Annotated in this window: 19 protein-coding genes; 8 read left to right on the forward strand and 11 right to left on the reverse strand. The window is 48.0% G+C overall.

Annotated elements, in window-relative coordinates:
• Positions 1–100: 100 nt before the first annotated feature.
• Positions 101–1,234, reverse strand: coding sequence for an alanine dehydrogenase (ald, locus tag M1D71_RS05305; RefSeq protein WP_458125563.1), 1,134 nt, complete (start codon positions 1,232–1,234; stop codon positions 101–103).
• 189 nt (positions 1,235–1,423) lie between these two features.
• On the opposite strand from ald, the gene M1D71_RS05310 reads away from it, so the two are divergent.
• Positions 1,424–3,094, forward strand: a complete 1,671-nt coding sequence (locus M1D71_RS05310) for a PucR family transcriptional regulator (RefSeq protein WP_458125564.1) — start codon at positions 1,424–1,426, stop codon at positions 3,092–3,094.
• Between the two features lie 60 nt (positions 3,095–3,154).
• Here the strand turns inward: M1D71_RS05310 and M1D71_RS05315 are convergent, their stop codons facing one another.
• On the reverse strand, positions 3,155–3,445 hold the full coding sequence (locus M1D71_RS05315) for a hypothetical protein (protein ID WP_458125565.1): 291 nt from the start codon (positions 3,443–3,445) through the stop codon (positions 3,155–3,157).
• Positions 3,446–3,760: 315 nt separating this feature from the next.
• Between M1D71_RS05315 and M1D71_RS05320 the strand changes: the two genes are divergently transcribed.
• Entirely contained in the window at positions 3,761–5,830 is a 2,070-nt protein-coding gene (locus M1D71_RS05320) for an nSTAND1 domain-containing NTPase (protein WP_458125566.1), read from the forward strand.
• Positions 5,831–5,863: 33 nt separating this feature from the next.
• Here the strand turns inward: M1D71_RS05320 and M1D71_RS05325 are convergent, their stop codons facing one another.
• Entirely contained in the window at positions 5,864–7,681 is a 1,818-nt protein-coding gene (locus M1D71_RS05325; RefSeq protein WP_458125567.1) for a sigma-54 interaction domain-containing protein, read from the reverse strand.
• A gap of 526 nt (positions 7,682–8,207) precedes the next feature.
• Positions 8,208–9,131: a proline dehydrogenase family protein gene (locus tag M1D71_RS05330; protein WP_458125568.1), complete on the reverse strand. Its 924-nt coding sequence runs from the start codon at positions 9,129–9,131 to the stop codon at positions 8,208–8,210.
• 304 nt (positions 9,132–9,435) lie between these two features.
• Here M1D71_RS05330 and pruA point away from each other — a divergent pair, with 304 nt between their 5' ends.
• On the forward strand, positions 9,436–10,983 hold the full coding sequence (gene pruA / locus M1D71_RS05335) for an L-glutamate gamma-semialdehyde dehydrogenase (protein WP_458125569.1): 1,548 nt from the start codon (positions 9,436–9,438) through the stop codon (positions 10,981–10,983).
• 355 nt (positions 10,984–11,338) lie between these two features.
• Positions 11,339–12,643, forward strand: a complete 1,305-nt coding sequence (gene rpoN, locus M1D71_RS05340; protein ID WP_458125570.1) for an RNA polymerase factor sigma-54 — start codon at positions 11,339–11,341, stop codon at positions 12,641–12,643.
• Positions 12,644–12,770: 127 nt separating this feature from the next.
• Here rpoN and M1D71_RS05345 read toward each other — a convergent pair whose 3' ends face one another.
• On the reverse strand, positions 12,771–14,204 hold the full coding sequence (locus tag M1D71_RS05345; protein WP_458125571.1) for an aspartate ammonia-lyase: 1,434 nt from the start codon (positions 14,202–14,204) through the stop codon (positions 12,771–12,773).
• Between the two features lie 324 nt (positions 14,205–14,528).
• Between M1D71_RS05345 and M1D71_RS05350 the strand changes: the two genes are divergently transcribed.
• Positions 14,529–15,806, forward strand: coding sequence for a methyl-accepting chemotaxis protein (locus M1D71_RS05350; RefSeq protein ID WP_458125572.1), 1,278 nt, complete (start codon positions 14,529–14,531; stop codon positions 15,804–15,806).
• 198 nt (positions 15,807–16,004) lie between these two features.
• On the forward strand, positions 16,005–16,850 hold the full coding sequence (locus M1D71_RS05355) for a hypothetical protein (RefSeq protein WP_458125573.1): 846 nt from the start codon (positions 16,005–16,007) through the stop codon (positions 16,848–16,850).
• Positions 16,851–17,147: 297 nt separating this feature from the next.
• Here M1D71_RS05355 and M1D71_RS05360 read toward each other — a convergent pair whose 3' ends face one another.
• Positions 17,148–18,122: a ring-cleaving dioxygenase gene (locus M1D71_RS05360; RefSeq protein ID WP_458125574.1), complete on the reverse strand. Its 975-nt coding sequence runs from the start codon at positions 18,120–18,122 to the stop codon at positions 17,148–17,150.
• 455 nt (positions 18,123–18,577) lie between these two features.
• Between M1D71_RS05360 and M1D71_RS05365 the strand changes: the two genes are divergently transcribed.
• Positions 18,578–19,339, forward strand: coding sequence for a YwaF family protein (locus M1D71_RS05365; protein WP_458125575.1), 762 nt, complete (start codon positions 18,578–18,580; stop codon positions 19,337–19,339).
• Positions 19,340–19,479: 140 nt separating this feature from the next.
• Here M1D71_RS05365 and M1D71_RS05370 read toward each other — a convergent pair whose 3' ends face one another.
• From M1D71_RS05370 to M1D71_RS05380, 3 genes are all read right to left on the reverse strand, one after another.
• Entirely contained in the window at positions 19,480–20,274 is a 795-nt protein-coding gene (locus tag M1D71_RS05370) for an SDR family oxidoreductase (RefSeq protein ID WP_458125576.1), read from the reverse strand.
• Between the two features lie 206 nt (positions 20,275–20,480).
• Positions 20,481–20,744 carry a YqkE family protein gene (locus tag M1D71_RS05375; protein WP_458125577.1) on the reverse strand — a complete coding sequence of 88 codons (264 nt, stop codon included), beginning with the start codon at positions 20,742–20,744 and terminating at the stop codon, positions 20,481–20,483.
• Positions 20,745–21,220: 476 nt separating this feature from the next.
• On the reverse strand, positions 21,221–21,871 hold the full coding sequence (locus M1D71_RS05380; protein ID WP_458125578.1) for a peptidylprolyl isomerase: 651 nt from the start codon (positions 21,869–21,871) through the stop codon (positions 21,221–21,223).
• 256 nt (positions 21,872–22,127) lie between these two features.
• On the opposite strand from M1D71_RS05380, the gene M1D71_RS05385 reads away from it, so the two are divergent.
• On the forward strand, positions 22,128–23,342 hold the full coding sequence (locus tag M1D71_RS05385) for an MFS transporter (protein ID WP_458127176.1): 1,215 nt from the start codon (positions 22,128–22,130) through the stop codon (positions 23,340–23,342).
• A gap of 100 nt (positions 23,343–23,442) precedes the next feature.
• Here the strand turns inward: M1D71_RS05385 and M1D71_RS05390 are convergent, their stop codons facing one another.
• Both M1D71_RS05390 and M1D71_RS05395 read right to left on the reverse strand, forming a co-directional pair.
• Positions 23,443–23,637: a hypothetical protein gene (locus tag M1D71_RS05390; protein ID WP_458125579.1), complete on the reverse strand. Its 195-nt coding sequence runs from the start codon at positions 23,635–23,637 to the stop codon at positions 23,443–23,445.
• A 39-nt stretch (positions 23,638–23,676) separates the two neighbouring features.
• Positions 23,677–24,048 carry a hypothetical protein gene (locus tag M1D71_RS05395; protein WP_458125580.1) on the reverse strand — a complete coding sequence of 124 codons (372 nt, stop codon included), beginning with the start codon at positions 24,046–24,048 and terminating at the stop codon, positions 23,677–23,679.
• Positions 24,049–24,078 lie beyond the last annotated feature (30 nt).

Below are 24,078 nucleotides of genomic sequence, written 5' to 3' on the forward strand. Positions count from 1 at the left end.
CAAGAAGCGCAAGCCGGGAACATTCATCTGCCCGACTCGCGCTTCTATTGCGTCCCACAAGCCTGGCGACAAGGCGCCGGGTGGAACGATCATATCAAGATTACTGGACAGCGGCGGTATTCTCCAGCGCCTGTCCCGCAGGAACATAGGCATGCCCGAGGTCCCGGGCAACTGCCTCATACGTGATGTGTCCATTCAGCACGTTGACCGCGCTGCGAATGGACGAACTGCCGCGAATCGCGGCTGCTGCACCGTGGTTCGCCAGCTGCAGCGCATAAGGCATGGTGGCGTTGGTCAGCGCCACCGTGGACGTACGCGGTACGGCGCCTGGCATGTTCGCCACCGCGTAATGCACGACGCCATGTTTCACATAGGTCGGTTCATCGTGGGTCGTGATATGATCAATGGTCTCAACGATCCCGCCCTGATCAATCGCCACATCCACAATGACCGAACCCGGTGCCATGGTCTTCACCACCTGCTCGCTGACAAGAGTTGGCGCCTTGGCGCCCGGAATCAGCACTGCACAGATCAATAGATCCGCCGCGGCAACGGCTGCTGCAATGTTGGACGGGCTGGATACCAGCGTGTGGATCTGATTGCCGAAGATATCATCCAACTGGCGCAGACGATTCAGGTTCAGATCAAGGATGGTCACATCGGCGCCAAGACCAATAGCAATTTTGGCTGCATTCGTTCCGACTGTACCGCCACCAATAATGACGACTTTCCCCCGACTGACACCCGGTACACCGGACAACAGGATGCCCTTGCCACCTTCCGTCTTCTCCAGCAATTGTGCTCCAATCTGAGATGCCATGCGTCCTGCGACTTCACTCATAGGGGTGAGCAGAGGCAGGGTATTGTTGACCTCCAGCGTTTCATACGCAATGGCCGTTACCCGACTTTCAATAAGGGCTTTTGCAAGCTCCGGTTCCGCTGCGAGGTGCAGGTAGGTGAACAGAATCAGCCCCGGACGAAAAAATCCGTATTCACTGGCAAGCGGTTCTTTCACCTTGATGATCATTTCGGCCTCTGTCCAAACGGACTTGGCATCATTCCGAATCTCAGCACCCGCAGCTTGATATTCATCATCCGTGAATCCACTGCCGACGCCTGCGCCTTGTTCGATCATCACCTGGTGACCGGCTCTGATGAAATCTGCTGCCCCGGCCGGAGTCATTGCTACACGATTTTCATTATTTTTGATTTCTTTGGGAATTCCGATTCTCATCGCCATGCACCTCGCCCATTTATTGGTTGTTAGCTTATACTACAAGTTTATGACCTGGATAATCGTTTTGCACCTTACCTGATGTCTAATTTTTAGGAATACAACTCAACATATTGTCGAAAAAGACTGTTCAGGACATTTGTCCATGGATTATAATGTAAGAAAAAATAACACGAAGAGGGATCGCCATTGCAAAATGATCGCGTGTTTACCATCAGAGATATCCTGGCACGTCCGGTATTTGGCCGAGCAAAGCTTGCGGCAGGGAAGGGTGGAGTGAACCGACAGGTTGGCTGGGTTCATGTGCTCGAGATTACGAATGTATCTCCATTCGTAAGCCCCCATGATCTTATTTTATCCACTGGACTGTGGCTTCAATCGGAAGAAGGGCGTGAAGAGTATCTGCTCCAGCTCATTGGCAGTGAGGCTGCGGGGCTGTGTGTGGAGTTTGGTACCAGCATCAACGGAATTCCCGAAGAACTGATTGAACTGGCGGATAGACACCAGTTTCCGTTAATCGTATTCGAACAACCGGTCCGTTTTGTCGAGATCACACAGGATATTCACTCGCTGCTAATTAATCATCAGCATCAACTGCTGAAAAGTCTGGAAGCTTACTCCCGTCAGCTTCAGCAGCGAACATTACAGAGTACGGATATGTCTGCTGTGCTCAACCTGTTGCATGAGTACGCTGCTAAACCGGTGGTGTATATCTCGTCCATGGAACCGGGCAGCTTTGTACCTGAACTGGCTCCGGAGATGGAACAAACGATCTATACGTGGTATGAACAAGAGGTAGAGCATCTGGATCTGAATGATTCAGACACCGAATTATGGTTCCACATGGATGAAGAGAAGGTTCTGCTGTGTCATCCGGTCGTCTGTTTCGGGCAGGTGTTCTCAGCTGTAGGCATGATCGTGCATCCGTCCGCTCCCGTGGAGTATCTCAAGCTGTTGCTCGATTATACAGCGAAGGCAGCGGCAGCCCTCACGCTTCGTTCCCAGTTCCTTGAAGAGAAGATGGTCCGCAATCAGAACGAGCTGATCCAGGATCTAATGAATGGCAACATCCATCAGGAGGAGCAAGCTCAGACCCGAATGGGACTTCGTTTGCTGGTGAAGGGACATTATTGGTTTGCTGGAGGGGTTATAGAGATTGAGCATCGGTTGAAGGGTACAGGACGGGAGCGGATGGAAGCCAATCATCAGGATATTCTTGTCCTGCTTCGATCTTTGCTCAAGAAGAATAATCTGCCCAACCTGATCATGCTGAAGAACAATCAGGTGTATCTGTGCTGCGCGAAGGAAGCCGTAACTGCTAATGCGCGTCATCAACTGCTGCGCTTGCTGGAAGGAATCACGCTGGATGTGAACCGGTTTGCCAGCCGTAACTTGAAACAAGTCACCATCCATGCGGGATTTGGCAAGTTACGCAGCCGTTTGACCAGCTTGCCCGAGAGTCTTCAGGAGGCCTATCAGGTGATTGAAGTTTCGAGATCGGTAGGTCAGATGGAACATGTTCACTTTTACGAACGTATGGGTATATATCAAATGTTAAAAGCCTTACCCCAATCCTTCCTGCAACCCTTTGTCCAGGATCACTTGGGTGTGCTGATTGAACATGACCAGACGAATCACCTGCGATTGGTAGAAACGCTGGCTGCCTATCTGCAGAATTTTGGTTCCAAACGGGATGCCGCTGCCCAGTTGTTTGTTCATCGGCAAACGCTGTACAACAGACTGGAGAAGCTGGAAGAGCTGATGGGACCTGATTACATGGATCAGGAGAGAAGAATCTGTCTGGAGATGGCGCTGCTCGCGCATGCGATGATTGAGAATGGACAGTGGCAATCCTCTTGATGGGGTGATATGAGATGTAAGACAGACTGTGCATCGAGCTTACACTTCGTCGTGCACAGTCTAGCAGTTTTTGCTGATCCGCCGAGTACGTTGTAACGAGGCGGGCAGGTGTTGCAGGGTGGGGGTGGAACGTCGTCCCCGATATAGTTTCGTTTGACCGGAGGATGGTGCCAGAGATAAAGAAGAAGGAGCAGCCAGCCGGTATGGGGGTGTTGACCGGTCGGAGCGTCCTCCCGGTTCAGCCTCCTTGGCTGCCATTGAAATATCGCTTTGGAGCAGCCATTCATTAAGTCGTTTGGGATTGATTCCGAGTTGTCCGCTAAGATTACAGATATCGAGGTTTATTCTCACACAAATCCGCCTTTCCTGAATATCGGGCTGGTAGTAGGGATTGAAAGGGAAGCATGAATTCGAGATCGGTAAATGCTCATGTACATGTTGGCTGTGCCTGATCGGCGGAAAGATCCATATGATAAGAAGTAGCGCGGAGGCGTTTATGTATACCTTGTTATACGTTTCCATGTCCGCTGTTTTGAATATTTCCATTAAATTGGCTTTTAACAAGATTCTATCACTTCACATGCAATTGCGCGTCTCAATATAGTCTCATTTTTGAGAGGATATATTGTATATTAAAAGTACCAGTATCTAGTACGGAGGACATATATGGGAAACAGTAGTGAGGCACAATACGACAAATATGTTAAGGATGGGAAACGTTTCGTTGGTCGAACCAAGGAACTGACGACACTGGAGGCATGGTTTAATCATCCGGAAGCCCCATTAACCATATATTCAATTACGGGCATGGGGGGCATTGGTAAATCTTCCTTACTATCAGAGATGTTATCCTTATCTAGGGATCAGGGTGCAACGGCAATATGGATGGATGGCCGATCATGCGGTCCGACACCTTCTGTCTTTATGGAATATTTGTCCTCTACATTGGGCCTGGAGATACTGGATGATGAAGGATACCCACGACCACTGAGCCTGCTGAGGAACACTTCAATCGAGAAGCGAATGGTCCTGGCGGTGGATAATTATGAAGAACTCGCTCTGCTGGAAAGTTGGTTCATGGAAGTCTTTATATCCAAACTTCCGTTAAGAGGGATACTTGTCATTCTTGCCTCACGCCCGGAACTGGCATCTGCCTGGCGGACACATCCCCGATTGCATCAGCGGTTTGTACCGATGAGGCTTCAACATTTTACAGCGAATGAGATTACGGAGTATATCACGGTGGCAGGCTTCCTGAATCGGGGCGTGGCAGGTACCATTACGAGAATGACCGATGGACACCCGCTGGGCCTGGCCCTTGCGGTGGAGGCTGCGGATCAGAGACGGAATCTTCCTCAGGCCGAATGGGCTGAGTTATCACACATGATCAGTGCGCGATTATTATTGGAACTGACGAATCCCCGTCTACATCCGATGGTGGAGGTGCTAACACTTATTGAGACAGCCAATCAGGAATTGTTATCATCTGTACTGGACATGACTGTGACGCAAGAAGACTACCATATGCTCAGACAGATGTCGTTTATCCGTTCCGGCCCGGATGGTCTTGGACTTCATGACATGGCCAGGGTGCATCTGCTGCGGGATTTTCGCCAGCGTGAGCCACATCGATTGCAGACGATGCGTATCAAGATGGCGAAGCTGCTGAAACCGTTGCATGAACAGGCAGGGGCTCATGAGCGTCGCCAAATCGCCCGAAAGATGCTGCTGCTCTGTCAGGAATCGATGCTTCAAAACCGCAAGTACGCAGACGTGTCTCGTGATTCCTTGTTCTCGCCTCTTGAAATGATGAGAAAAGAGGATCTGTCCGCTCTGCACAGCTTGTTACAGCAATGGTGCGAGTACAGTGTGGAACCATGGCAGGCTGTGTCCTATGGCCCCTTCCTGGATGAATTGGCAGACCGTTATCCTGAAGGAATCGTACTGATGCGTGACAAGCTTGGGGAGATAATCGCCATGTTCATCACTGTACTTGTACATAGGGATAGTAGTGAGCTGCTTTTGAAATATTTTCCGAATGAGATGCATGAATGCTTCACTCCACAGGAGCTTGAGAATGACCCGGATCAGAGTGATACCCACTTTGCATTGCTGGCTGCGGCAAGAAGCGACGTGCCTGGTTACACACGAGAAGAACTGGTGGGATACATGGCACTCGACCGACTATCTCTGTTGGGCGATGGCGCGAGAGCGATACTGGTAGCAACGAACCCTCATCTGAAATTGTTCTTGCAGAGCATTGGGTTTCGAATGCGAGGAACACGTACTCGTGTCTGTGACAGATATGAAAATCAGGCTGATGTGCTTGATTTGGATTTGCGTAGCGGGCAATTCGGAGCCTGGGTCATGTCTCTGCTTGATCCCGAGAAACAAGAGGTGCTAATACAGCCAGAAACAACGGAGGCGGATCGTGAAGTCTGGACTGAACAGGATGTTCGCAAGATGTTGGGGCATCTTCGTTCTCCGGGAGAATTGCATGAATATGCTAACAGGATCACAGGAGTAAATGATGGTATCCAGTTACAATTGTATCTACTGGATTTGCTGGAAGGCAGAGTGCATGGTGTGTCACCGCAGGATCAGATGCTGCTCCATGCGGCCTATTGGACACATGCTGGCAATCCAACTGCCGCAGCCCAGACATGTTCGATGAGTCGGGCGACATTCTATCGCCATCTCCGAACAGCACTGATCCGCTTGGCGCGGATTTTGTAGTTTTTTTTCATTATAATGACAAGAAGAGGCTGGTCATAGACCAAGCCTCTTCATGCGATTATAGAGCGTTGCCCTGGAGATGCCAAGTTGCTTGGCGAGTGTTCGTTTGTTGCCACCTGCGGCTTCCAGATATTGAATTAGAAGTTGCGCCTCATAGGTGTCCATTTTTTGCTGGTAGGTATCATCCGAATCCCCCACATTCGCAGCAGTTCGAGGTTTGTGTTCCGTTCCCGCCGAATATTGGCTATGCTCGTGTTCACTGTTGGAATGTAAATGAATTCCCGATATCAGCTGCACTTCGGACTGTTCTTGCAGGTCGATGGAGGTGAGGGTGTCAGGCAGGTATTCCGGCTTGACCTCTCCATCTGTGGTCAGAATGGTCAGGCGTTCAATTACATTTCTTAGTTCTCGTACATTGCCCGGCCAATCATACTGGAACAACAGCTTGAACACTTCGGGTGGGACCAGTTCAATATGACGGTTATAGAGCAATGAGAACTCTTGCAGGAACGTCTGGGTTAATTCGTATATATCTTCCTTGCGCATACGCAGGGGAGGGATGATGAGATTGATGACGTTAAGCCGATAATACAGATCCTCACGAAATTGATTACGGGCAATCATGCTGAGCAGGTTCTGATTGGTCGCTGCAATAATCCGGCAGTCAGCCTGCTTCATACGTGTTCCCCCCACAGGAAAGTAACTCTTCTCCTGCAACACCCGAAGTAGCTTCACTTGTAGTTCCAATGGCATCTCACCGATTTCATCCAGAAAAAGGGTACCCCCTTCGGCAAGCTCGATCTTGCCCTTTTTGCCTTTGGGATCAGCGCCAGAGAATGCGCCTTTTTCATAGCCAAATAACTCACTTTCGAACAAGGAAGCGGGAATTGCCCCGCAGTTAATCGCGATAAATGGTGCCGTCTGCAATTCACGAAGATCATGAATGGCTTTGGCGAATAACTCCTTGCCTGTGCCACTCTCTCCGAGGATGAGTACCGTAGCTGTGGTGGTACTTATCTTGCGGATGGTATCCAGACACTGGCGAATCACTGGGCTGCTGCCTTTGATGCGAGCAAATGGATCTGTGTCAGGACGCAGTCTGGCAACGGCCTTCTCCAAATGTTGGACTTTGGATGTCATATGTAATAATTCCTGATGCAATCGAATCTCGGTTGTAATATCCACTTCAGCAGCTACTGCGCCCACAATGCGTCCATCCAGCTGAACTGGGCGGGCATTGATCAGAGCGAACAGATCCGGTCTCGGCTGATGTTGTTTGCGATAGACTGTTTCACCGGTATATAACGTCTTGAGGGACTGAAGTCGGTCGGGCGGAAAAAAGTCTGCGGCAGGCTGTCCGATAATATCATTTTTGCTGATGGAAAATACATGCTCCGCACCAGATGTCCAGTAGGCCACCTTAGCTTCTTCATCGATTAAGGTCAAGGCTGAACCCGCAGTTTCCAATGTGGTCTCAAAATAGGCTTCCATCAGCCGATGCGCATGCATCATGGCATGCAGGACATCGGATACGGAGATATAGCCTTTCCATTCGCCCTGATCATTTTTTATTAATATAAAAGGGCTCGCAGCGAATAGGGGAATAACTTCCGCAAGCTGGATCGAAGCAGAGACGACGGGCACAGGCAGACTACCGTATGGTGTTGTTCTGTTAGGTTGGCTGTATAACCAGGCGTACCCTGTAATGCAGCGTATGAAGACAGGTTCGTCTGCACGAATATGGAGTTCTGAATGTAGAGACTGAAGTGTATGTTCGTCATACAGGACTTCATCGTGAATACTCATATCTGTTCGTAACAAAGAATTCAGATCAGGAAGTAAATGTCTCATCGGGATCACCTCGGTTACAGCTTATACTTGTACGTAATGAAGAATGTGAAATTATGTATATTATAACGTTCGGATGAAGGTGTGTATATATTTTTTGACATCAGGTGTTCAGGTTTAGTGGTGGGAATCTACGGCTATGATCCTATTCATTATTGTATGCGATTACATTGGATGTAAGTGGGAATGGAAGTTGCCGTTATCGCAAGGCTAAAGGATTTTGGTGGTTTTGATGTCATGAAAAATGACGTCAATAATTCTGTGAAACGGAGCGGAAAAACCGGAGAGAAGAAGGAGGCCCAGTTATTTGAAAGGCTGAGAAAGCACTACTGTGTCTATTATATTAGACATTTCAATTTGAGGTTTCTTACTTTTTAGACATAGTAATCAGGTTATAACATGCTAAAGAATGAGAATTCAGTCTTATATCTCATCCAAATTTATAGATTAAAAAAACCATGCTCTCCAAGAAAACAGGGCAGCATGGTTATAGAAGTAATTCATTCTAAAAATTCATTCTAAAATATAACTAACGGAACATGTTTTTAACAACCATCCAGAGATTAGCCGGCTTTTCGGCCAAACGGCGGGTGTAGTACGGATACCACATGGTGCCATATGGTACGTAGCAGCGAATGCGATAACCTTCTTTGGCGAGACGTTCCTGTTCACTCATGCGCAGACCGTATAACATCTGAAATTCAAAGGATTCCGGCGAAATTCCCCGATCCTTGGCGTATTGTTTAGTCCAGTTAATGATGTGATCGTCATGCGAGGCAACCGCAGTATACACGCCCTGATCGAGATGGTTGCGTATCATCGTTTTGAATTGATGAATGACTTCAGAAGCATTCTGATAGGCAACAGATCCGGGTTCCTTGTAAGCTCCCTTGACCAGACGCAGCCTGATCCCCTCCCGAATCATATCACGCGTATCTTCCTCAGTCCGATGGAGGTAGGCTTGCAATACTGTGCCTGTATTGTGCAGTCCTTCGGCGTGCAATCTGCGCACGATGTCCAGCGTCGCTTGAGTAAATGGGCTATCCTCCATATCGATTCGGACAAACAGATCATGCAGCTTGGCTTGTGCGGCAACGGTTCGGATATTTCGATAACCCTCTTCAGGGTCGAGTGCGAGGCCCATCTGGGTTGGTTTCAGCGAGACATTGGAGTCGGCCTTCTCACGTGCGATGCCTTCAACCAGTCGTACATACTCATCCCTGTATAATGCCGCTTCGCTTAGACGGGTAATGCCTTCGCCCAGGTGATCGAGCGTAGCCATAATGCCTTTGTTGTTGAGTATGCGGATTTCTTCGAGAGCTTCCTCCAGGGTATTGCCTGCGATAAACTTACCTGCCAGCTTCTTGCCGTATTTGATGGACAGGTTCTCTACAGCTTTGTTGCCTGCCACAGTTAACAAGGTTTTACGATATATTTCCGTTCCTACACTCATCTTCATTTCCTCCTTGTGCCCTTTGTATCCTTATTCAAGCAAGAAATGTGCCAGATTTAGCGATGGTCTACTACTTTTATTCGAGGCGGAGCTAAAAGCTTTATGAAATAAAGCTGCATCGGAAGGTTATTCTGTCATCGGAGTGGGCAGTGTGAATTTTCTTTAGTTCAATTTTAACGAGAAAATATTTCAGTTCCAAACGGAGTTGGCACGGATTTTGCTACATATATTTGGTGATGAGTAACATGCGTATCAATTCAGGCGAGCAGCCAGTGAAACCCACATCCTGAAGGAGGAATCATTCATGAATATCCCTTTTGTTAACGAACCATTCACACCCTTTGCGGTCCCGGCGAACCGGGAAGCATTCGAAGACGCACTTCGTCAGGTAGAAGCTGAACTTGGGCAGGAATATCCAATTATTATTGGGGGGCAAAAAATAACAAGTAGCCGCACGTTAACGTCCGTGAACCCCGCAGCCAAGAATCAGGTTGTCGGAACCATTCACCAGGCGGATCAGGAATTGGCCGAAAAGGCCATTCAGACCGCGGCGGAGACATTCCACACCTGGAAACATACTGACCCGAATGAACGGGCCCGTTATTTGTACAAAGCAGCTGCTATTATGCGTCGTCGCAAGCATGAGTTTTCGGCATGGATGGTCTATGAAGCTGGCAAGACCTGGCCTGAAGCAGATGCCGATACAGCCGAAGCCATTGATTTTATGGAATTCTATGCTAGGGATATGCAGCGACTGAGTGAACCGCAACCCCTTGTGCGGATTGCGGGGGAAGATAATGAGCTGAGTTATATACCGCTGGGCGTTGGTGTTGTCATTCCACCTTGGAACTTCCCGCTGGCGATTATGGCAGGTATGACTTCGGCTGCACTGGTATCTGGCAACACAGTGGTCTTGAAACCTGCCAGCACAACGCCGGTAATTGCCGCGAAATTCATGGAACTGCTCGCAGAAGTTGGCTTGCCAGATGGTGTAGTGAACTTTTTACCTGGACCAGGCAGTGAAGTTGGCGATTATCTTGTGGATCATGCGCTCACCCGATTTATCAGCTTCACTGGTTCCAGAGATGTAGGTCTGCGAATTAATGAACGTGCAGCCCGTACCGCTTCGGGTCAGAAATGGATCAAGCGAGTTATTGCAGAGATGGGTGGCAAAGATTCCATCGTCGTAGACAGCGGCAGCGATCTGGAACTGGCGGCAGAGTCCATTACCGCTTCGGCATTTGGTTTCTCAGGACAGAAATGTTCGGCGTGTTCCCGTGCCATTATTCATAAGGATGTATATGATGAAGTATTGCAAAAAGTGATTGAACGGACGCAGAAACTGACGATGGGCAGTCCACTTGAAGTGGGCAGTCAGGTCGGGCCGGTTATTGATGACAAGGCATATGCGAAGATCACGGAATATATTGAAATCGGGAAGGGTGAGGGGCGTCTTGTGCATGGTGGTGGTACCGGGAACGTTGAAGGGTACTTCATTGAGCCAACCATTATTGCGGATGTGGATCCGAAAGCACGAATCGCTCAAGATGAGATTTTCGGACCCGTACTCGCTTTCATCAAAGCAGAATCTTTCCAGGATGCACTGGATATTGCCAATAATACGGATTATGGTCTGACTGGCGCGGTGATCTCACGTAATCGTGATCATCTGGAACAGGCAAGACGCGAGTACTTCGCGGGTAATCTGTACTTTAACCGGAAATGTACCGGGGCACTGGTAGGCACGCATCCATTTGGCGGATTTAACATGTCGGGCACGGATTCCAAGGCAGGTGGAAGAGACTATCTGCTGCTGTTTACACAAGCGAAGCTGGTATCGGAGAAATACTAGAAGGATTATTATAATTCAGCTAAAAGAGTGCTTACAATCGCTTGAATAGTATGCTATTATCCCTGCAAATGCTTTTGTTCGTATAAGAGGTAGTTCAAAAAAGTCCACTTTTGATTACGAATCATGCCTAGCGGCATCGTCAGCATCGAATATGAAATTCAGCCGAAATAAGCGGTAGGCTTACGAAGTATGTTTCCATTGGAAACATTGTGGTTGCTCACGTAGTTTTCCTACGCTCCGCTACTCCATTTCTAGCTTCATTCCATCTTCTCGGTACTGAAAACCAGACTTTTTGAACACGCATTATAAGAAAAACAGAGGTTTATTGCCCAGCAATGCTTAAGGAGGGACACGGATGTTAGGTGTTCAGTTGGTACAGGAACAACGTATTCGGCTGTCCATCACGCCGGAGATGAAACAATCCTTTCATTTGCTAACCTTGTCTGGTCAGGATCTGGCTCGTTATTTGCAAGATGCCGCAGAAGAAAATCCAGTGCTTGAACTGGAAGAACAAGCTGCGCTCCTCGCCCGGATCCCACGGCGAATGGATCAGCGCAGTTATGCTTCCTATGATCCGCTGCTTCAGGTTAAAGGTGCCGAACCTACACTGGAACAGTTGTTGATTACACAGATTCGAGTGATGACTATTCCGGAAAAATTGGAGAATATATCAATATACTTGGCAGGGTGTGTTAATGATGATGGGTATCTGACGGTGGAGCTGTTAGAGGTGCAAGCAGCACTTGGGCTGCCCATGAATGAGGTTACAGCGGGACTGGAACTTCTCCAGTCGCTGGACCCCGCAGGTGTAGGGGCGAGGAATCTGCAGGAATGTCTGCTGCTCCAGATCAGGCGTGATCCATCGGCTGTTCTGAATGCTGAACGCATGGTGGAAGCGGGATTGGAAGCATTGGTTCCTTTTCACCCGGGTAGAACAGGAAGTCGATTAGGTGTAACTTCATGTGAAGCCCAGGCTGCCTATGACTATATTACACGTCTCGATCCCAAACCTTGCCGATCCATCGGATGTACGGAACGACCACATTACATTATTCCGGATGCCATTGTTGGATTGCGTAATGGTGAGGCTCATTTCAGTCTGCATACGGCAGGCAACCCTCGTGTATTCATGAATGAAGCATGTACCCGCTGGATCAGGGATGAGGCACCGGACGAAATCTGGTCTACCCGTGCGGCAGAGGCGAGGGCGATCATTCGTAGTGTGCACCTGCGGCGCAGAACATTAATGCGTGTGCTGGCGGCCGTGATGGAAGAGCAGAAGCGCTTTTTGACCAGTGGACCTTCCGCGCTAAGGCCGCTTAATCTGGCTGTTATTGCCGAGAAGATTGGCATGCATGAATCAACGGTAAGTCGTGCGGTGAATGGTAAATACATTGACACTCCGCATGGTGTATATGAACTCAGAGCTTTTTTTGCCTCGGGAATCGATACAACGTCAGGGGATAAAACATCCGCATCAGCGGTGAAACGCAGATTAAAAGCAATCATTCGCACGGAACAGACGCAGCGGCCGTACTCGGATCGTCACTTGGCCACACTGCTCGCCGAGGAGGGGATCGTCATCTCCCGCAGAACGGTTGCCAAGTACAGGGAGGAGCTTCAGATTCTGCCTTCCCTTGAGCGTAAACGATGGGCTTAATGGAGTAGCTGGCGTCTGATCATCTCTGAATACAAGAACCCCCGCGAACCGGATGAACGGTCTGCGGGGGTTCTTGTTATATTATTGGTGTTGGTGTTTAGGTTCCTGCATTAGATTATCTGATTTCCTACAAACGTTCCATATTACGCAGGAAGTGTTCTCCGGCAATCCCTGGTGTAGTCATCTGTTCCGGATGAAGGATCTCTTCCAGTTCTTCCGGTGTCAGCAGTCCGCGTTCCAAAATAATCTCTTGCAAGGAAAGTCCAGTCTTGAGCGCTTCCTTCACGATGGAAGCTGCCACATTATAACCTAAGTGCGGGTTCAACGCCGTAACCACACTGAAACTTTGGTTCATGATTAATTCGCAGCGTTCACGGTTAGCTTCCATCTCTTCAACTGCATAACGCGTGAAAACATCGATGCCGTTATTCATAATTTTCAGCGATTGCAGCAAGTTGAACGCAATAACCGGGCCCATGACATTCAGCTCGAATTGGCCAGCTTCACACGCCATACAGATCGTATGGTCGTTCCCCATCACCTGGAAGGAGACCTGATTAATAACTTCCGCCATAACAGGGTTGACTTTGCCCGGCATAATGGACGAACCTGGCTGACGCGGTGGCAGACGCAATTCGTTGAATCCTGCACGCGGACCTGAAGCCATCATGCGAATATCATTACAGATTTTGGACAGGCTGACCGCACATACCTTCAGCGCCGCCGAAAGTTCCAGATAGGCATCCGTGTTCTGCGTTGCATCCACGAGATCTTCAGCCGTTTGTAATGGTAGTCCGGTAACATCGGACAGATGTTCCGTAACTTTGACGATATATTCGGGTTTGGCATTAAGTCCTGTGCCGACCGCAGTTGCGCCCATGTTAATGGTAAGCAGGCGGCGATTAGCGAACTCAAGACGCTCGATATCCCGTCCAATTACGCGGGCATAAGCTCCGAATTCTTGTCCTAGGCGAATAGGCACCGCATCCTGAAGATGGGTACGGCCAACCTTGACCACATCGTTGAATTCCTCTTCTTTTTTACGGAACGCATCCTGTAGTCTCTTCATCGTCGCTAGTAACGTCTCGGATAGTCGGTACGCCGCAATACGCAATGCTGTGGGTACCACGTCATTGGTCGATTGGGACATGTTCACATGATTGTTGGGATTGCAATGGAAGTAGTCTCCCTTGCTTTTGGTTAACAGTTCCAGCCCGCGGTTGGCCAAAATTTCGTTCATATTCATATTCATGGAGGTGCCTGCACCGCCCTGAATGGAGTCTACAATAAAATGATCCAGATGATGGCCTTTCATCATTTCTTCAGCAGCCATGACGATGACATCGCCAATTTTGCTTGGTAGCATCTTCAGCTCCATATTGGTAATCGCTGCTGCCTTTTTCACCGCAGCCAGAGCCGTGATTAGCTCCCGGTGTACCGGAACGCCGGTAATCGGGAAGTTCTCTACTGCCCGCACCGTCTGAATGCCATAATAGGCATAAGCTGGGATTTCCTTTTCACCGATAAAATCTTTCTCCGTCCTTGTGGACATTGTAGACATTTCGTTCGCCTCCAGTGGCATCCAATAAATAGGTCAGCTCCGACTATGCCGAAGCGCACTCAGTATATCATTTAAGCAAAATGGATGCCAAGCTAAATCATTTCGTCTGATTTGCCGATAATAATTTAAATTAGGGATTTACTTTATACGCAGTCATCATTAAAAGGGGGCTGAAAAGCTTGTCTTATCCATTATGCACTACATGGTAGAGAACTCATGCGTGAACCATATGCAAGGAGTAGATAGAATGTTTCAGTGATGTATGTCACATGATATTTGGTACATGATTGGTAAAATAGGAAAAAAGGACTACGGGGTGTGAATATGAAATGGACTTTAGGCGCAAAAACAGTCGCAGGTTTGGTACTGATCTCAATTATTACGTACGGAACTAGCGGCTTTTTTATATTTTTCCTCCAGGACTGGCTCTCTTTCAACATGCCAAGCTGGTTGTATATCTCCATCATCCTAGTTATGGGGGTGTGTTGGAACGGGATTCTCGGGTGGTTCGCCTCTCGCTGGCTGACTCGTCCGATTGTTCATCTTTCTCGTGCGGCACAACAAGTTTCATCCGGGGATCTGACAACCGAGATTCCGCAGCGGCGCACACAGGATGAACTTACTGTATTATATGACGCTTTTCGCGTAATGGTTTCTAATCTCAGAAGTATTGTGAACGATATTGCGGACAGTACACGGACCACCTCCCAGAACGCCCAATCGCTTAGTGAAGCCATTACGCAGGCTGCAGAGCAGATCGAGATGATGTCCGAAGCGGTAGATCATATTGCGGTGGGAGTAGAAGAGCAGAAAGTCACTTCCCATCAGTCTCTGATCACTGCGGATGAGATGTTGAAGGATTTCCAGCGTATGCACAGCCAGTCCATGGGTATGACAGAGATGTCTGGTCAGATGGAACGATCGGTGGATCACACGAAGCAGACCTTCTCATCACTGATGAATGGAATGGACGAGCTGGCCGAGTCTCACAATCGTTCCCGCGATATTATGCTGTTGCTGGAGAAGGAAGCTTCCGATATCGAGGTGATCACTCAGTCTGTCAAAAACATTGCTGAGGAAACAGGGCTGCTTGCCCTGAATGCTTCCATTGAGGCTGCACGAGCGGGCGAAGAAGGATCAGGTTTTGCAGTTGTGGCTCAGCAGATCCGCAAGCTCGCAGACGAGAGTAAGGAATCGGTGCACCGTATTAATGAGCTGATCAGTCGTGTGCAGCAGCGGATCAGAGAGACGGCACAACTGTCTCATGAGCAGCATGGTCTGGTGGTTAATGAATCGGAGCGGACCATCTCTGTGGATCAGACGTTGCATGAACTGACAGGTACGGTGGAAGTGTTCATGAAGGGTGCGCATGATATTGGTTCCAAGATTGCAGAACAGACAGGCCGGGTTGAACAAACGCACGGTCATGTGAAGAAGATTCAGGGTAAAGCCGGATCGTTCTCGGATGAGGCGAGACGAATCATGGATGCCGCACACGAAGAGACAGCCATCATGGAGGAGATTTCATCCTCGGCTGAAGAACTGAGACAGTTAACCGATCGGTTAATGGACAAAACCAAAGCATTCCGGATGCAGCCTTGAGCTGTGTTCGGAATTTTTTTTGCTTTTTAGAGACGTATTAGGCATGAAATTTTGCTTATTCTGGTTAAAGCCGAACGTTCTTTCGTGAAAATAAAAATTTGTAAAGATTATTTTATGAAACATTAACAATTTCGCAACTTGCAGGCGATAAATGGAGATATAATAGGAATATCACAACAGAAGAAGGAGCCCAGTATATTGAAAACTTGGACAGGTATCCTGCTGATGATTATTTTGGCGGTAGCTACGATTAGTACAACTTCAGCTGCCAGAACCATGAATGAATCACAAAAACAGCTTAACATAGATGATCAATCCAGCCAGACCGAAGTGGTCGAGGCTTCCAATATAGATAAAATGCATGACACAACGAAGACAACGAAGGAATCGATTCCCGTGAAAGAGGAGAACGTTTCGGTTGCACCTGAGAATGAAAATGTCAGATTATACCCTATGAAAGTTGAGGGTTCAGGATATATATATAACGGAATGATTTTGGAAGTGGACGGCAAGACGCGAGAGTTCAGTGATTGGCAGGGAGAAGGCGGATCTTACAAACCCGAAGTGCACGAGCTGGATCTGAATGGAGACGGCCAGAAAGAGATTGTAGTTTTATACACGGAAGGTCATGGCACAGGTATTTATTTGGGACAAGCACGTATTGTTGATCCGGTGACGCTGGATGAGATGAAGATGCAATCTCTGGATGAGATTGTAAAGGAGCATGTGAATTCGAGAATCAACGTTACATCTGAATGGGTCGACATTGACGTTACGGTGGATGGAGTTCCAGCAGAACCCTCTTCGATGGAGGAAGACACGAGTGGCGGCGTGTATAACGAAGAACTTAAGTTTGGTGGAGTAACGTATTATAGTCTGGAGAATGGCAAGCTTGTTGTGTCGGCATCGGGTGCTTACGGTATGGGTCTGTATGCCGGTGACCTGACTTTTGCCTATGCATATGAGGGTGGCGAATGGAAGGCTGTAGATCTGAAGTACAGCATGGAAGTGTATGAAGAAGAATATTATGAATCCTTTGATTGATATCGTAGTGTAGACACCTAGTGTGGCGGGGATTGGCAGTTCTCGTGGTGAAAGTGAAGTCCTACCAGTAAGCAAGTGAAAAAAATATCTCCCTTCCTGCCTTGACGGACAGTGGGGAACAGGGCGAGGCTGAAAAAAATCAGGACATACAGCCTCGTTTTGTGCTGCCCAGAGAAAATATAAAATAGATCAAAATCAAAAACGATTACCGGCTCTGCCTTACCCGGATCATATCCGGAATGCATAAGCGATAATCGTTTTTATTTTGCTTGTATAGAGAAGGGTAGTCAGATCCGGTTAGCGGATGACGGTGTCTAGCGGCTTGAGGTTTGCTTCAATCTCGGCGCGGCGACCTTCAAGGAATGGTGGCAAGGCAAGCGATTCTCCCAGATGGGCCAATTCTTCGTCTGTATCGAATCCCGGACCATCGGTGGCCAGCTCGAACAGTATACCGTTTGCTTCACGGAAATACAGGGAACGGAAGTAGAAGCGGTCTACAAAACCGGAGTTAGGGAATTGGAAGTTATGAACCCGTTCCACCCATTGTTTGAGTTCTTCCTCATTATCCACACGGAACGCAACATGGTGCACACTGCCACGTCCAGGACGTTCTTGGGCAAGGTCATTACGTTCTTCAACATGTACTTCGGAGCCACTGCCACCTTCGCCTGATTCAAAGACCAGTACATCAGGTTGACCTGGAGTAAAGGAAGGGTAGCTTCCTTTCGCTCTGAAACCCAGCAGTTCGGTAAGAACCGGAGCGGTGAGGGATGCATCTTTTACCGTAAGATGGATGGGGCCCAAGCCTACAATACCGTATTCAGCAGGTACAGGGCTCTGATCCCACGGTTGACCACCCGCAACGCCTGTATTGTGTTCATCCGAGACCAGAATCAGACGTTGTCCTTCAAAGTCCGTGAATGAGAGCGTGGCACGACCGCCCCGTTGAACAATCTCTCCATGATCAACTTCGAATTCGTCAAAACGCTGCTGCCAGTACGAAAGAGCCTTATCGTTAGGAACACGGAGTGACGTTCCTGATATACTGTTCACGCCTTCACGAGTCTGTCCGGCCATCGGAATCTCGAAGAAGGTAAGTTCGGTACCTGGATTGCCTTTCTCATCACCATAGAAGAGATGGTATACGGACACATCGTCCTGGTTGACCGTTTTCTTAATGAGGCGCAGCCCCATGATATTAGTGTAGAAATGATAGTTCTGATCGGCGTGTGCTGTTAGAGCTGATACGTGGTGAAGTCCTTTGATTTGCATAATAATTCCTCCTAGTTAGGTATAAGTTCAACTAAGGATTATTTACACTGGCACTTCGATGACAGAACAACCCTCCGATCGCTGTTATCCCCAGATTTTTTTGATTTCTTTTTGAAAATGGCAAATCCGGGGATAAGCATATGCTTCCGATGTAGCTTTCTTTCAGAAAGCTTTTAGGCGACCGCTCCGCTTCTTCAGGTTTTTTCTGTCCTCTCCGTTACCGTGTGAAATTTGTAGTTGAACATATTTTGTGTTTTTAATTTATTGTCTATTTGAGAAAGTTACTAACTTTTAGTGTGCTTTGCTTCTGGATTTATCTTAACATAAAGATATTTAAATTACAATCCTTATTTAGAATTCCAACTGGACAGTAATTTCATTCAATGGCAAAATGAAAAAGTTAACATTAAAGAGAGATAATGTGGTGAGATGATCACAAAGGAGAGAAGAGATGCATGGCGTATCCACCATGGCTGGACCCGTATGATGCTGAGCCGTTTATTCTGTTCTCCACTTCACATATCGTAACCATTAGCGGAATTGCAGTACTGATTTTGCTATTGTTTATACTTCGACACCAGCTTCGGTTGTGGTCAGAGAGGGCACGCCATACACTGCGGATTGTTATCGCTTGCATCATGTTCGGCTGTGAAATCGTGCTGCAACTCTGGTACATATATGGCGGTGTATGGACCCTGCAGACATCACTGCCACTCGAACTATGCAGTTTGTCTTTGTTATTATCGGGGGTGTTATTACTGACACGCAGTCGATGGTTACATTCGGCACTGTTGTTCGCAGGCATCGCAGGAGCCCTTATGGCCATTCTGACTCCTAATCTGGGCTATGCGTATGCACATTTTCGATTCATTCAATTTTTCGTCGCTCATGCCTGTATCATTCTGGCTTTACTCTACATGACGTGGGTGGAACAGCTGCGACCTAGTTGGAGATCTGTGGCAGGTTCGATGATATTTGTGAATATAGCAGCACTGTTCGTATATATTGTAGATATTCTGCTTGATGCGAATTATATGTTCTTGAGATACAAGCCGAGTACACCCTCGGTCCTGGATATGCTCGGGCCTTATCCCATATACATCCTTGGGGAAGAGATAATGGCGCTGGTTTTGTTTTCGCTGATGTATGTTCTGCTATTTGCCATTCCAGACCGGTTGAATCATCGTATGAAAAAGGGGAAAAGCTCCGCGGTTTAGAGGTAATCCTTGTAGTTGCGCCTCCTCCGTATAATTACTAACCATGCATAAATAAAACATCCCGCAGTAATCTGACCCATTCAGATCGCTTGCGGGATGTTCTGCTGTTGCCCTGAATTGGGCCAACTTTTATGTTGATTTTATCCGCGGAGCAAAGATTCCGCACCATCCACGTAGATTCGTGTACCTGTAACATGGGAAGCTTCATCGGAAGCGAGGAACAGAACCAGGTTAGCCACTTGCTTAGACGTTCCAGGTTCGCCCTTCAGCGGATGTTCATGTCCTTCGGGGAATTCAACAGGAATCTGTACTTCTTTCAGATCATCCGACGGATAGGTGTTATCATCGATGTTGGTATCGATAGCTCCTGGACAGACGGCGTTTACGCGAATCTTATAACGAGCTAGCTCCAGTGCAGCCATCTTCGTAAACGCGGTTTGTCCTGCTTTGCTGGAAGCGTATGCAGAGAATCCGATCCCTGAGAAGACCCGGTTACCGTTAATGGAACTGGTAATAATGATGCTGCCGCCATGTTCTCTCAGATGGGGGATAGCATATTTGACGGTTGCGAAGGTTCCGCGCATATTGATCTCCATCGTCTGGTCCCAGTCCTCAATTTCCATCGTTTCGATCGGGGCCATCGTTCCGTTAATGCCGGCATTGGCAAATATGATATCCAGTTTACCCGCTTCAGCCACAGCCTGATTGATCGCCTTCTGTACATTGTCCGGTTTGGAGATGTCACACTCGATCACATACGCTTCTCCACCAGCTTTCTCAATCGTCTGCTTCGTTTCCTCCGCATTTTCGGGTGTACGATCCAGCATATATACTTTGGCCCCGTGCTCGGCGAATCGAATAGCAGTAGCCTGACCAATGCCCGATCCACCTCCGGTTACAATCGCCACTTTGCCTTCCAAACGTTGTTCAGTCATCTCTGATCCCTCATAGTTAGATTATCGTTGTACGCTCTACTTCTAACATACCCGGCTCAAGACGCGTGAATCATATGTGTATATATGAAAAAGAACAGGACCGCAACGCGGCCCTGTTCTGGAACAGATCATCTTCATCATCTGTCTGCTGTGAACTTATTTTGGCATGTGAATGGTGGGAAACTCATTGAGGTCATGCCTGATACTTACTTATGTTTCTTCCAGTCCATTGCACTGTTATTGAGCAAATATTCGAAATCATTATCCCGGCGCTTCTGCTCCGCTTGGCGAGCTTCTTCTGCCTGTTGACGTTCCTGCTCTTTAAGTGCCGCTTCGGCAGCCTTGGCTGCATCCGCCTGAGCTTTCAGCTTCTCCAACACATCACTGCTAAGCAGATCCTTCAGTGTTGTGGGTTTATCCTGTGCTACTGCTGCTTTGGGAGCAGGAGTGCGTTTTTTGGATTTTGCCATAGGAAAATCTCCTTTCCAAACATGAATCAGGTTCCATTTATCGTACAGTAGTCATAGTATATCAGGTTCCCGTAATGCATTCCACGAAACTGCGGAACAAAAGCAGGAAAACGAGGGTTGCGTGACGAATGAAAACGGGTATAAAATCATATACTATTACCGATACTGCGACTATTCCCTGGAGAAAGGAGTCGTTGTTCGTGGAAGTAAACCGTGGTTTACTGAAAGGGCTTGCATGGGGCGTTGCCTTCAGCTGCCCGTTATGGATTGCGATTATCGGCTGGTTGCGTTTGATGGGATGGATGTATTGAAGATGATGCCGGAAGAGGTCATTTTTTATAAAGTCAATTATGTAACCGTTATCATTAAATAAAGCTCTGCCTTGCGACATTCGCATAGGACAGAGCTTTTGTTTGTTTGAACAGTTCAAAGCAAGCTGTAAGCCTTGGATTCTATCCAATAGGTAGGGATGTTGATTAAGGCATTTTTACCGGCTCTGGATACTCCAGACCATGGGTATCTACCGTAACTTTTTTCATAACTTGATCGGTATCGGGTTTGTCTTTTATATTGCCTATTTTCTGAGCTGCAATACCATCAACGACTTCCATACCTTCCGTTACTTTACCGAAGGATGCATAGGCATTATCCAGGTGATCCGCGTCAGCTAACATGATGAAGAATTGGGAGCCTGCCGAGTCCAAATTATCTGTACGTGCCATGGAAATAACTCCACGGGTATGATTCAGGTGGTTTTTGTGACCGTTGGATGTAAATTCACCCTTAATCGTGTATCCCGGGCCGCCCGAACCTTTCCCATCTGGATCACCACCCTGAATCATGAATCCAGGAATGACACGGTGAAAGATCAGGCCGTCATAGAAACCCTGATTCGCTAGTGAAATAAAATTGTTCACCGTATTGGGTGCAATTTCCGGATATAGCTCAATGATAATCTTCTGACCATCAGCCATTTCAATAGTGGCTATCGGGTTGGGGCCTTCGGGTTCAACTGGAGCTGGTGTTTCAGTAGCGCCACTCGAAGGGCGTCCACAACCACTAATGACGATAAGCAGCATCGCAAAAACGAGCGATACCGCGGTTGTTTTTTTCCACCGTAAAGACATGAAAGCGTTCCTCCTTGCATCTCTGCATGATATATTATCTCCAAATCTTATTTGGATATTTACCCAACTATCATACCGTTTTTGTGGACAGGATGGCAATGCAATACATGTGGTTGTGGTGAACAAGGGATGGTCTTCATGGAATCATGGGTGTAAAATAAGGAAAATGCTTCCGCATTGGGGACGTACGGGTCTGTTCCGTCCGCTCCAATACACGGCAGTCCCGGCGTCAGTAACGGAAAGGGCGTGTGGGCATATGAACTTCTCGTGGAAGCGCAATTTGGTGATATTGTGGATTGGTGTATTTTTTTGCAGCACCGCGTATTCGATCTCGATTCCGTTTCTGCCCCTGTTTCTTAGTGCTGATCTGGGGGTTCGTGATCATCTGGAGTTATGGTCAGGATTGGCCTTCGGTATTACGTTTCTCGCGAGTGCTCTCGTGTCTCCCTTCTGGGGGTCACTGGCTGACAAATATGGGCGCAAGCCCATGCTCATTCGGTCGGGATATAGTCTTGCCGTCTTGTATTTAATCAATTACTTCGTGCAGGACCCCTATTCACTGATTGTTGTTCGGTTGTTCCAGGGTCTGCTTGCAGGGTTTGTTCCAGCAGCGATTGCCCTGGTAGGCACGAATACACCGGAAGAGAAGACAGGGTATGCACTGGGCATTATGTCTACAGCGGGAGCAACAGGTGGTATTATCGGACCGTTGATCGGTGGGGTGGTGAGTCACTATTATGGTAACCGGAATGCATTTTTGTTTTCGGCCATTGTAGTGCTAATCTCTGCGATTATCGCAACCTTCTGGGTAAAAGAGGAAAACTTCAACCGGAATAAGGCACGTTCCCACGTCATGGATGATATACGTGAAGCGCGAGCGAATCGGTTGTTTATGACTGTGCTTGGCATGATGGGCATATGTACATTCTCGGTCATGATTCTGGAGCCATTATTGACGGTGTATGTGATGGAAATGGGCGTGCAGCCTGATCGTGCCTCACTCAGCTCGGGTATTATTTTCTCGGCGGTAGGTGTAGCGACAGTCATCATGGCACCAAGGTGGGGCAAGATTGGTTCAAGGATTGGATACGGTAAAGTGCTGATCATTGGTCTGGTTGGCGGGGCTGTAGGGAACCTTCTGCAGTTCTTCATAACAGGGTATATCGGATTCGGTATATTGCGGTTTGTGTATGGATTATTCTTTGCGGCTGTATTCCCGGCGATTAACGCCATGATTGTGCAGGCTACTGCATCTAGTTTTAGAGGCAGGGCCTTTAGTTTGAATCAGTCCGCAGCCCAAATCGGGACGATGGCGGGGCCGATCATTGGTGGTGTTCTCGGTGGCTGGCTGCCGATTCGCTGGATTTTTATCATTAACGGACTTGCGCTGTTAATCACTGCGATTGTAGCCAAGTGGTCTGGGTTGGATCACAAGCTGTCTGGAACAGGTAAGGTTTCTGCAAAGCGGTGACGCTGAATTGCGCACAGAAAGTGAACTGAAAGGTAACGAAAAAAGATGACGCTGTGAAGTTACAGACGTCATCTTTTTTAAGTCTACTACGGATCTATATTTATTGGTCATCGAAAGAGGGCTTACGGGAAGCCTTCTCCTTGGGAATGGCATGTTCAACAGCATCACGCTGATCCTCGTCCTCAAGCGCATCAGGAAAAGAATCTTCTGTGAAGAGCCCAAAGTCTGGATCAATATCCCGTTCAGTTACCAGATTATCGGGTTCGTGCTCATGCTCTTTGCGTTCATCTTTCATCGTGTATGCACCTCCTTGTTCAGGATGTCATTACGACTATTAGCGTCGTGGTGGAATGTCGTTCTCCGGTTTGGCGTCTGCACCAGCGCCATTGAGCAGATCTATACCATGCAATGCATCCGGATCAGGTGCAGCAGGATCAACCGGGCTGTTCGGTTGCAGCAGATCTGCATCGGGTACGGATTCCAGCGGCGTCTCAGCCAAACGTGAATCCAATTCCGGCTCGTCCACAGCCGTTGCTGCTACCGGTGGCAGATTCGAATCTTCCGTGACAATCCGTCTGCCGGAAACCTCGTCAAAGGTATCCATATCACCTTCCGGAACTTCCGTCTCTGGTGGAATATCGCGGGACCTCTGATAACGGTCGTAGTAGCGGTCGCTCTCTTCGTTACTGATTGGTTTGTCAGACATGAGTAGCACTTCCTTTCATTTGAGTTGCCC

This window comes from Paenibacillus sp. Z3-2, from assembly GCF_054161325.1.

What these genes read in the sequence shown, in the direction of transcription:
- ald (WP_458125563.1), bottom strand. Translation starts at nt 1,234, where the DNA reads ATGAGAATCGGAATTCCCAAAGAAATCAAAAATAATGAAAATCGTGTA.
- M1D71_RS05320 (WP_458125566.1), top strand. Translation starts at nt 3,761, where the DNA reads ATGGGAAACAGTAGTGAGGCACAATACGACAAATATGTTAAGGATGGG.
- M1D71_RS05325 (WP_458125567.1), bottom strand. Translation starts at nt 7,681, where the DNA reads ATGAGACATTTACTTCCTGATCTGAATTCTTTGTTACGAACAGATATG.
- M1D71_RS05330 (WP_458125568.1), bottom strand. Translation starts at nt 9,131, where the DNA reads ATGAGTGTAGGAACGGAAATATATCGTAAAACCTTGTTAACTGTGGCA.
- pruA (WP_458125569.1), top strand. Translation starts at nt 9,436, where the DNA reads ATGAATATCCCTTTTGTTAACGAACCATTCACACCCTTTGCGGTCCCG.
- rpoN (WP_458125570.1), top strand. Translation starts at nt 11,339, where the DNA reads ATGTTAGGTGTTCAGTTGGTACAGGAACAACGTATTCGGCTGTCCATC.
- M1D71_RS05345 (WP_458125571.1), bottom strand. Translation starts at nt 14,204, where the DNA reads ATGTCTACAATGTCCACAAGGACGGAGAAAGATTTTATCGGTGAAAAG.
- M1D71_RS05350 (WP_458125572.1), top strand. Translation starts at nt 14,529, where the DNA reads ATGAAATGGACTTTAGGCGCAAAAACAGTCGCAGGTTTGGTACTGATC.
- M1D71_RS05360 (WP_458125574.1), bottom strand. Translation starts at nt 18,122, where the DNA reads ATGCAAATCAAAGGACTTCACCACGTATCAGCTCTAACAGCACACGCC.
- M1D71_RS05365 (WP_458125575.1), top strand. Translation starts at nt 18,578, where the DNA reads ATGGCGTATCCACCATGGCTGGACCCGTATGATGCTGAGCCGTTTATT.
- M1D71_RS05370 (WP_458125576.1), bottom strand. Translation starts at nt 20,274, where the DNA reads ATGACTGAACAACGTTTGGAAGGCAAAGTGGCGATTGTAACCGGAGGT.
- M1D71_RS05375 (WP_458125577.1), bottom strand. Translation starts at nt 20,744, where the DNA reads ATGGCAAAATCCAAAAAACGCACTCCTGCTCCCAAAGCAGCAGTAGCA.
- M1D71_RS05380 (WP_458125578.1), bottom strand. Translation starts at nt 21,871, where the DNA reads ATGTCTTTACGGTGGAAAAAAACAACCGCGGTATCGCTCGTTTTTGCG.
- M1D71_RS05385 (WP_458127176.1), top strand. Translation starts at nt 22,128, where the DNA reads ATGAACTTCTCGTGGAAGCGCAATTTGGTGATATTGTGGATTGGTGTA.
- M1D71_RS05390 (WP_458125579.1), bottom strand. Translation starts at nt 23,637, where the DNA reads ATGAAAGATGAACGCAAAGAGCATGAGCACGAACCCGATAATCTGGTA.
- M1D71_RS05395 (WP_458125580.1), bottom strand. Translation starts at nt 24,048, where the DNA reads ATGTCTGACAAACCAATCAGTAACGAAGAGAGCGACCGCTACTACGAC.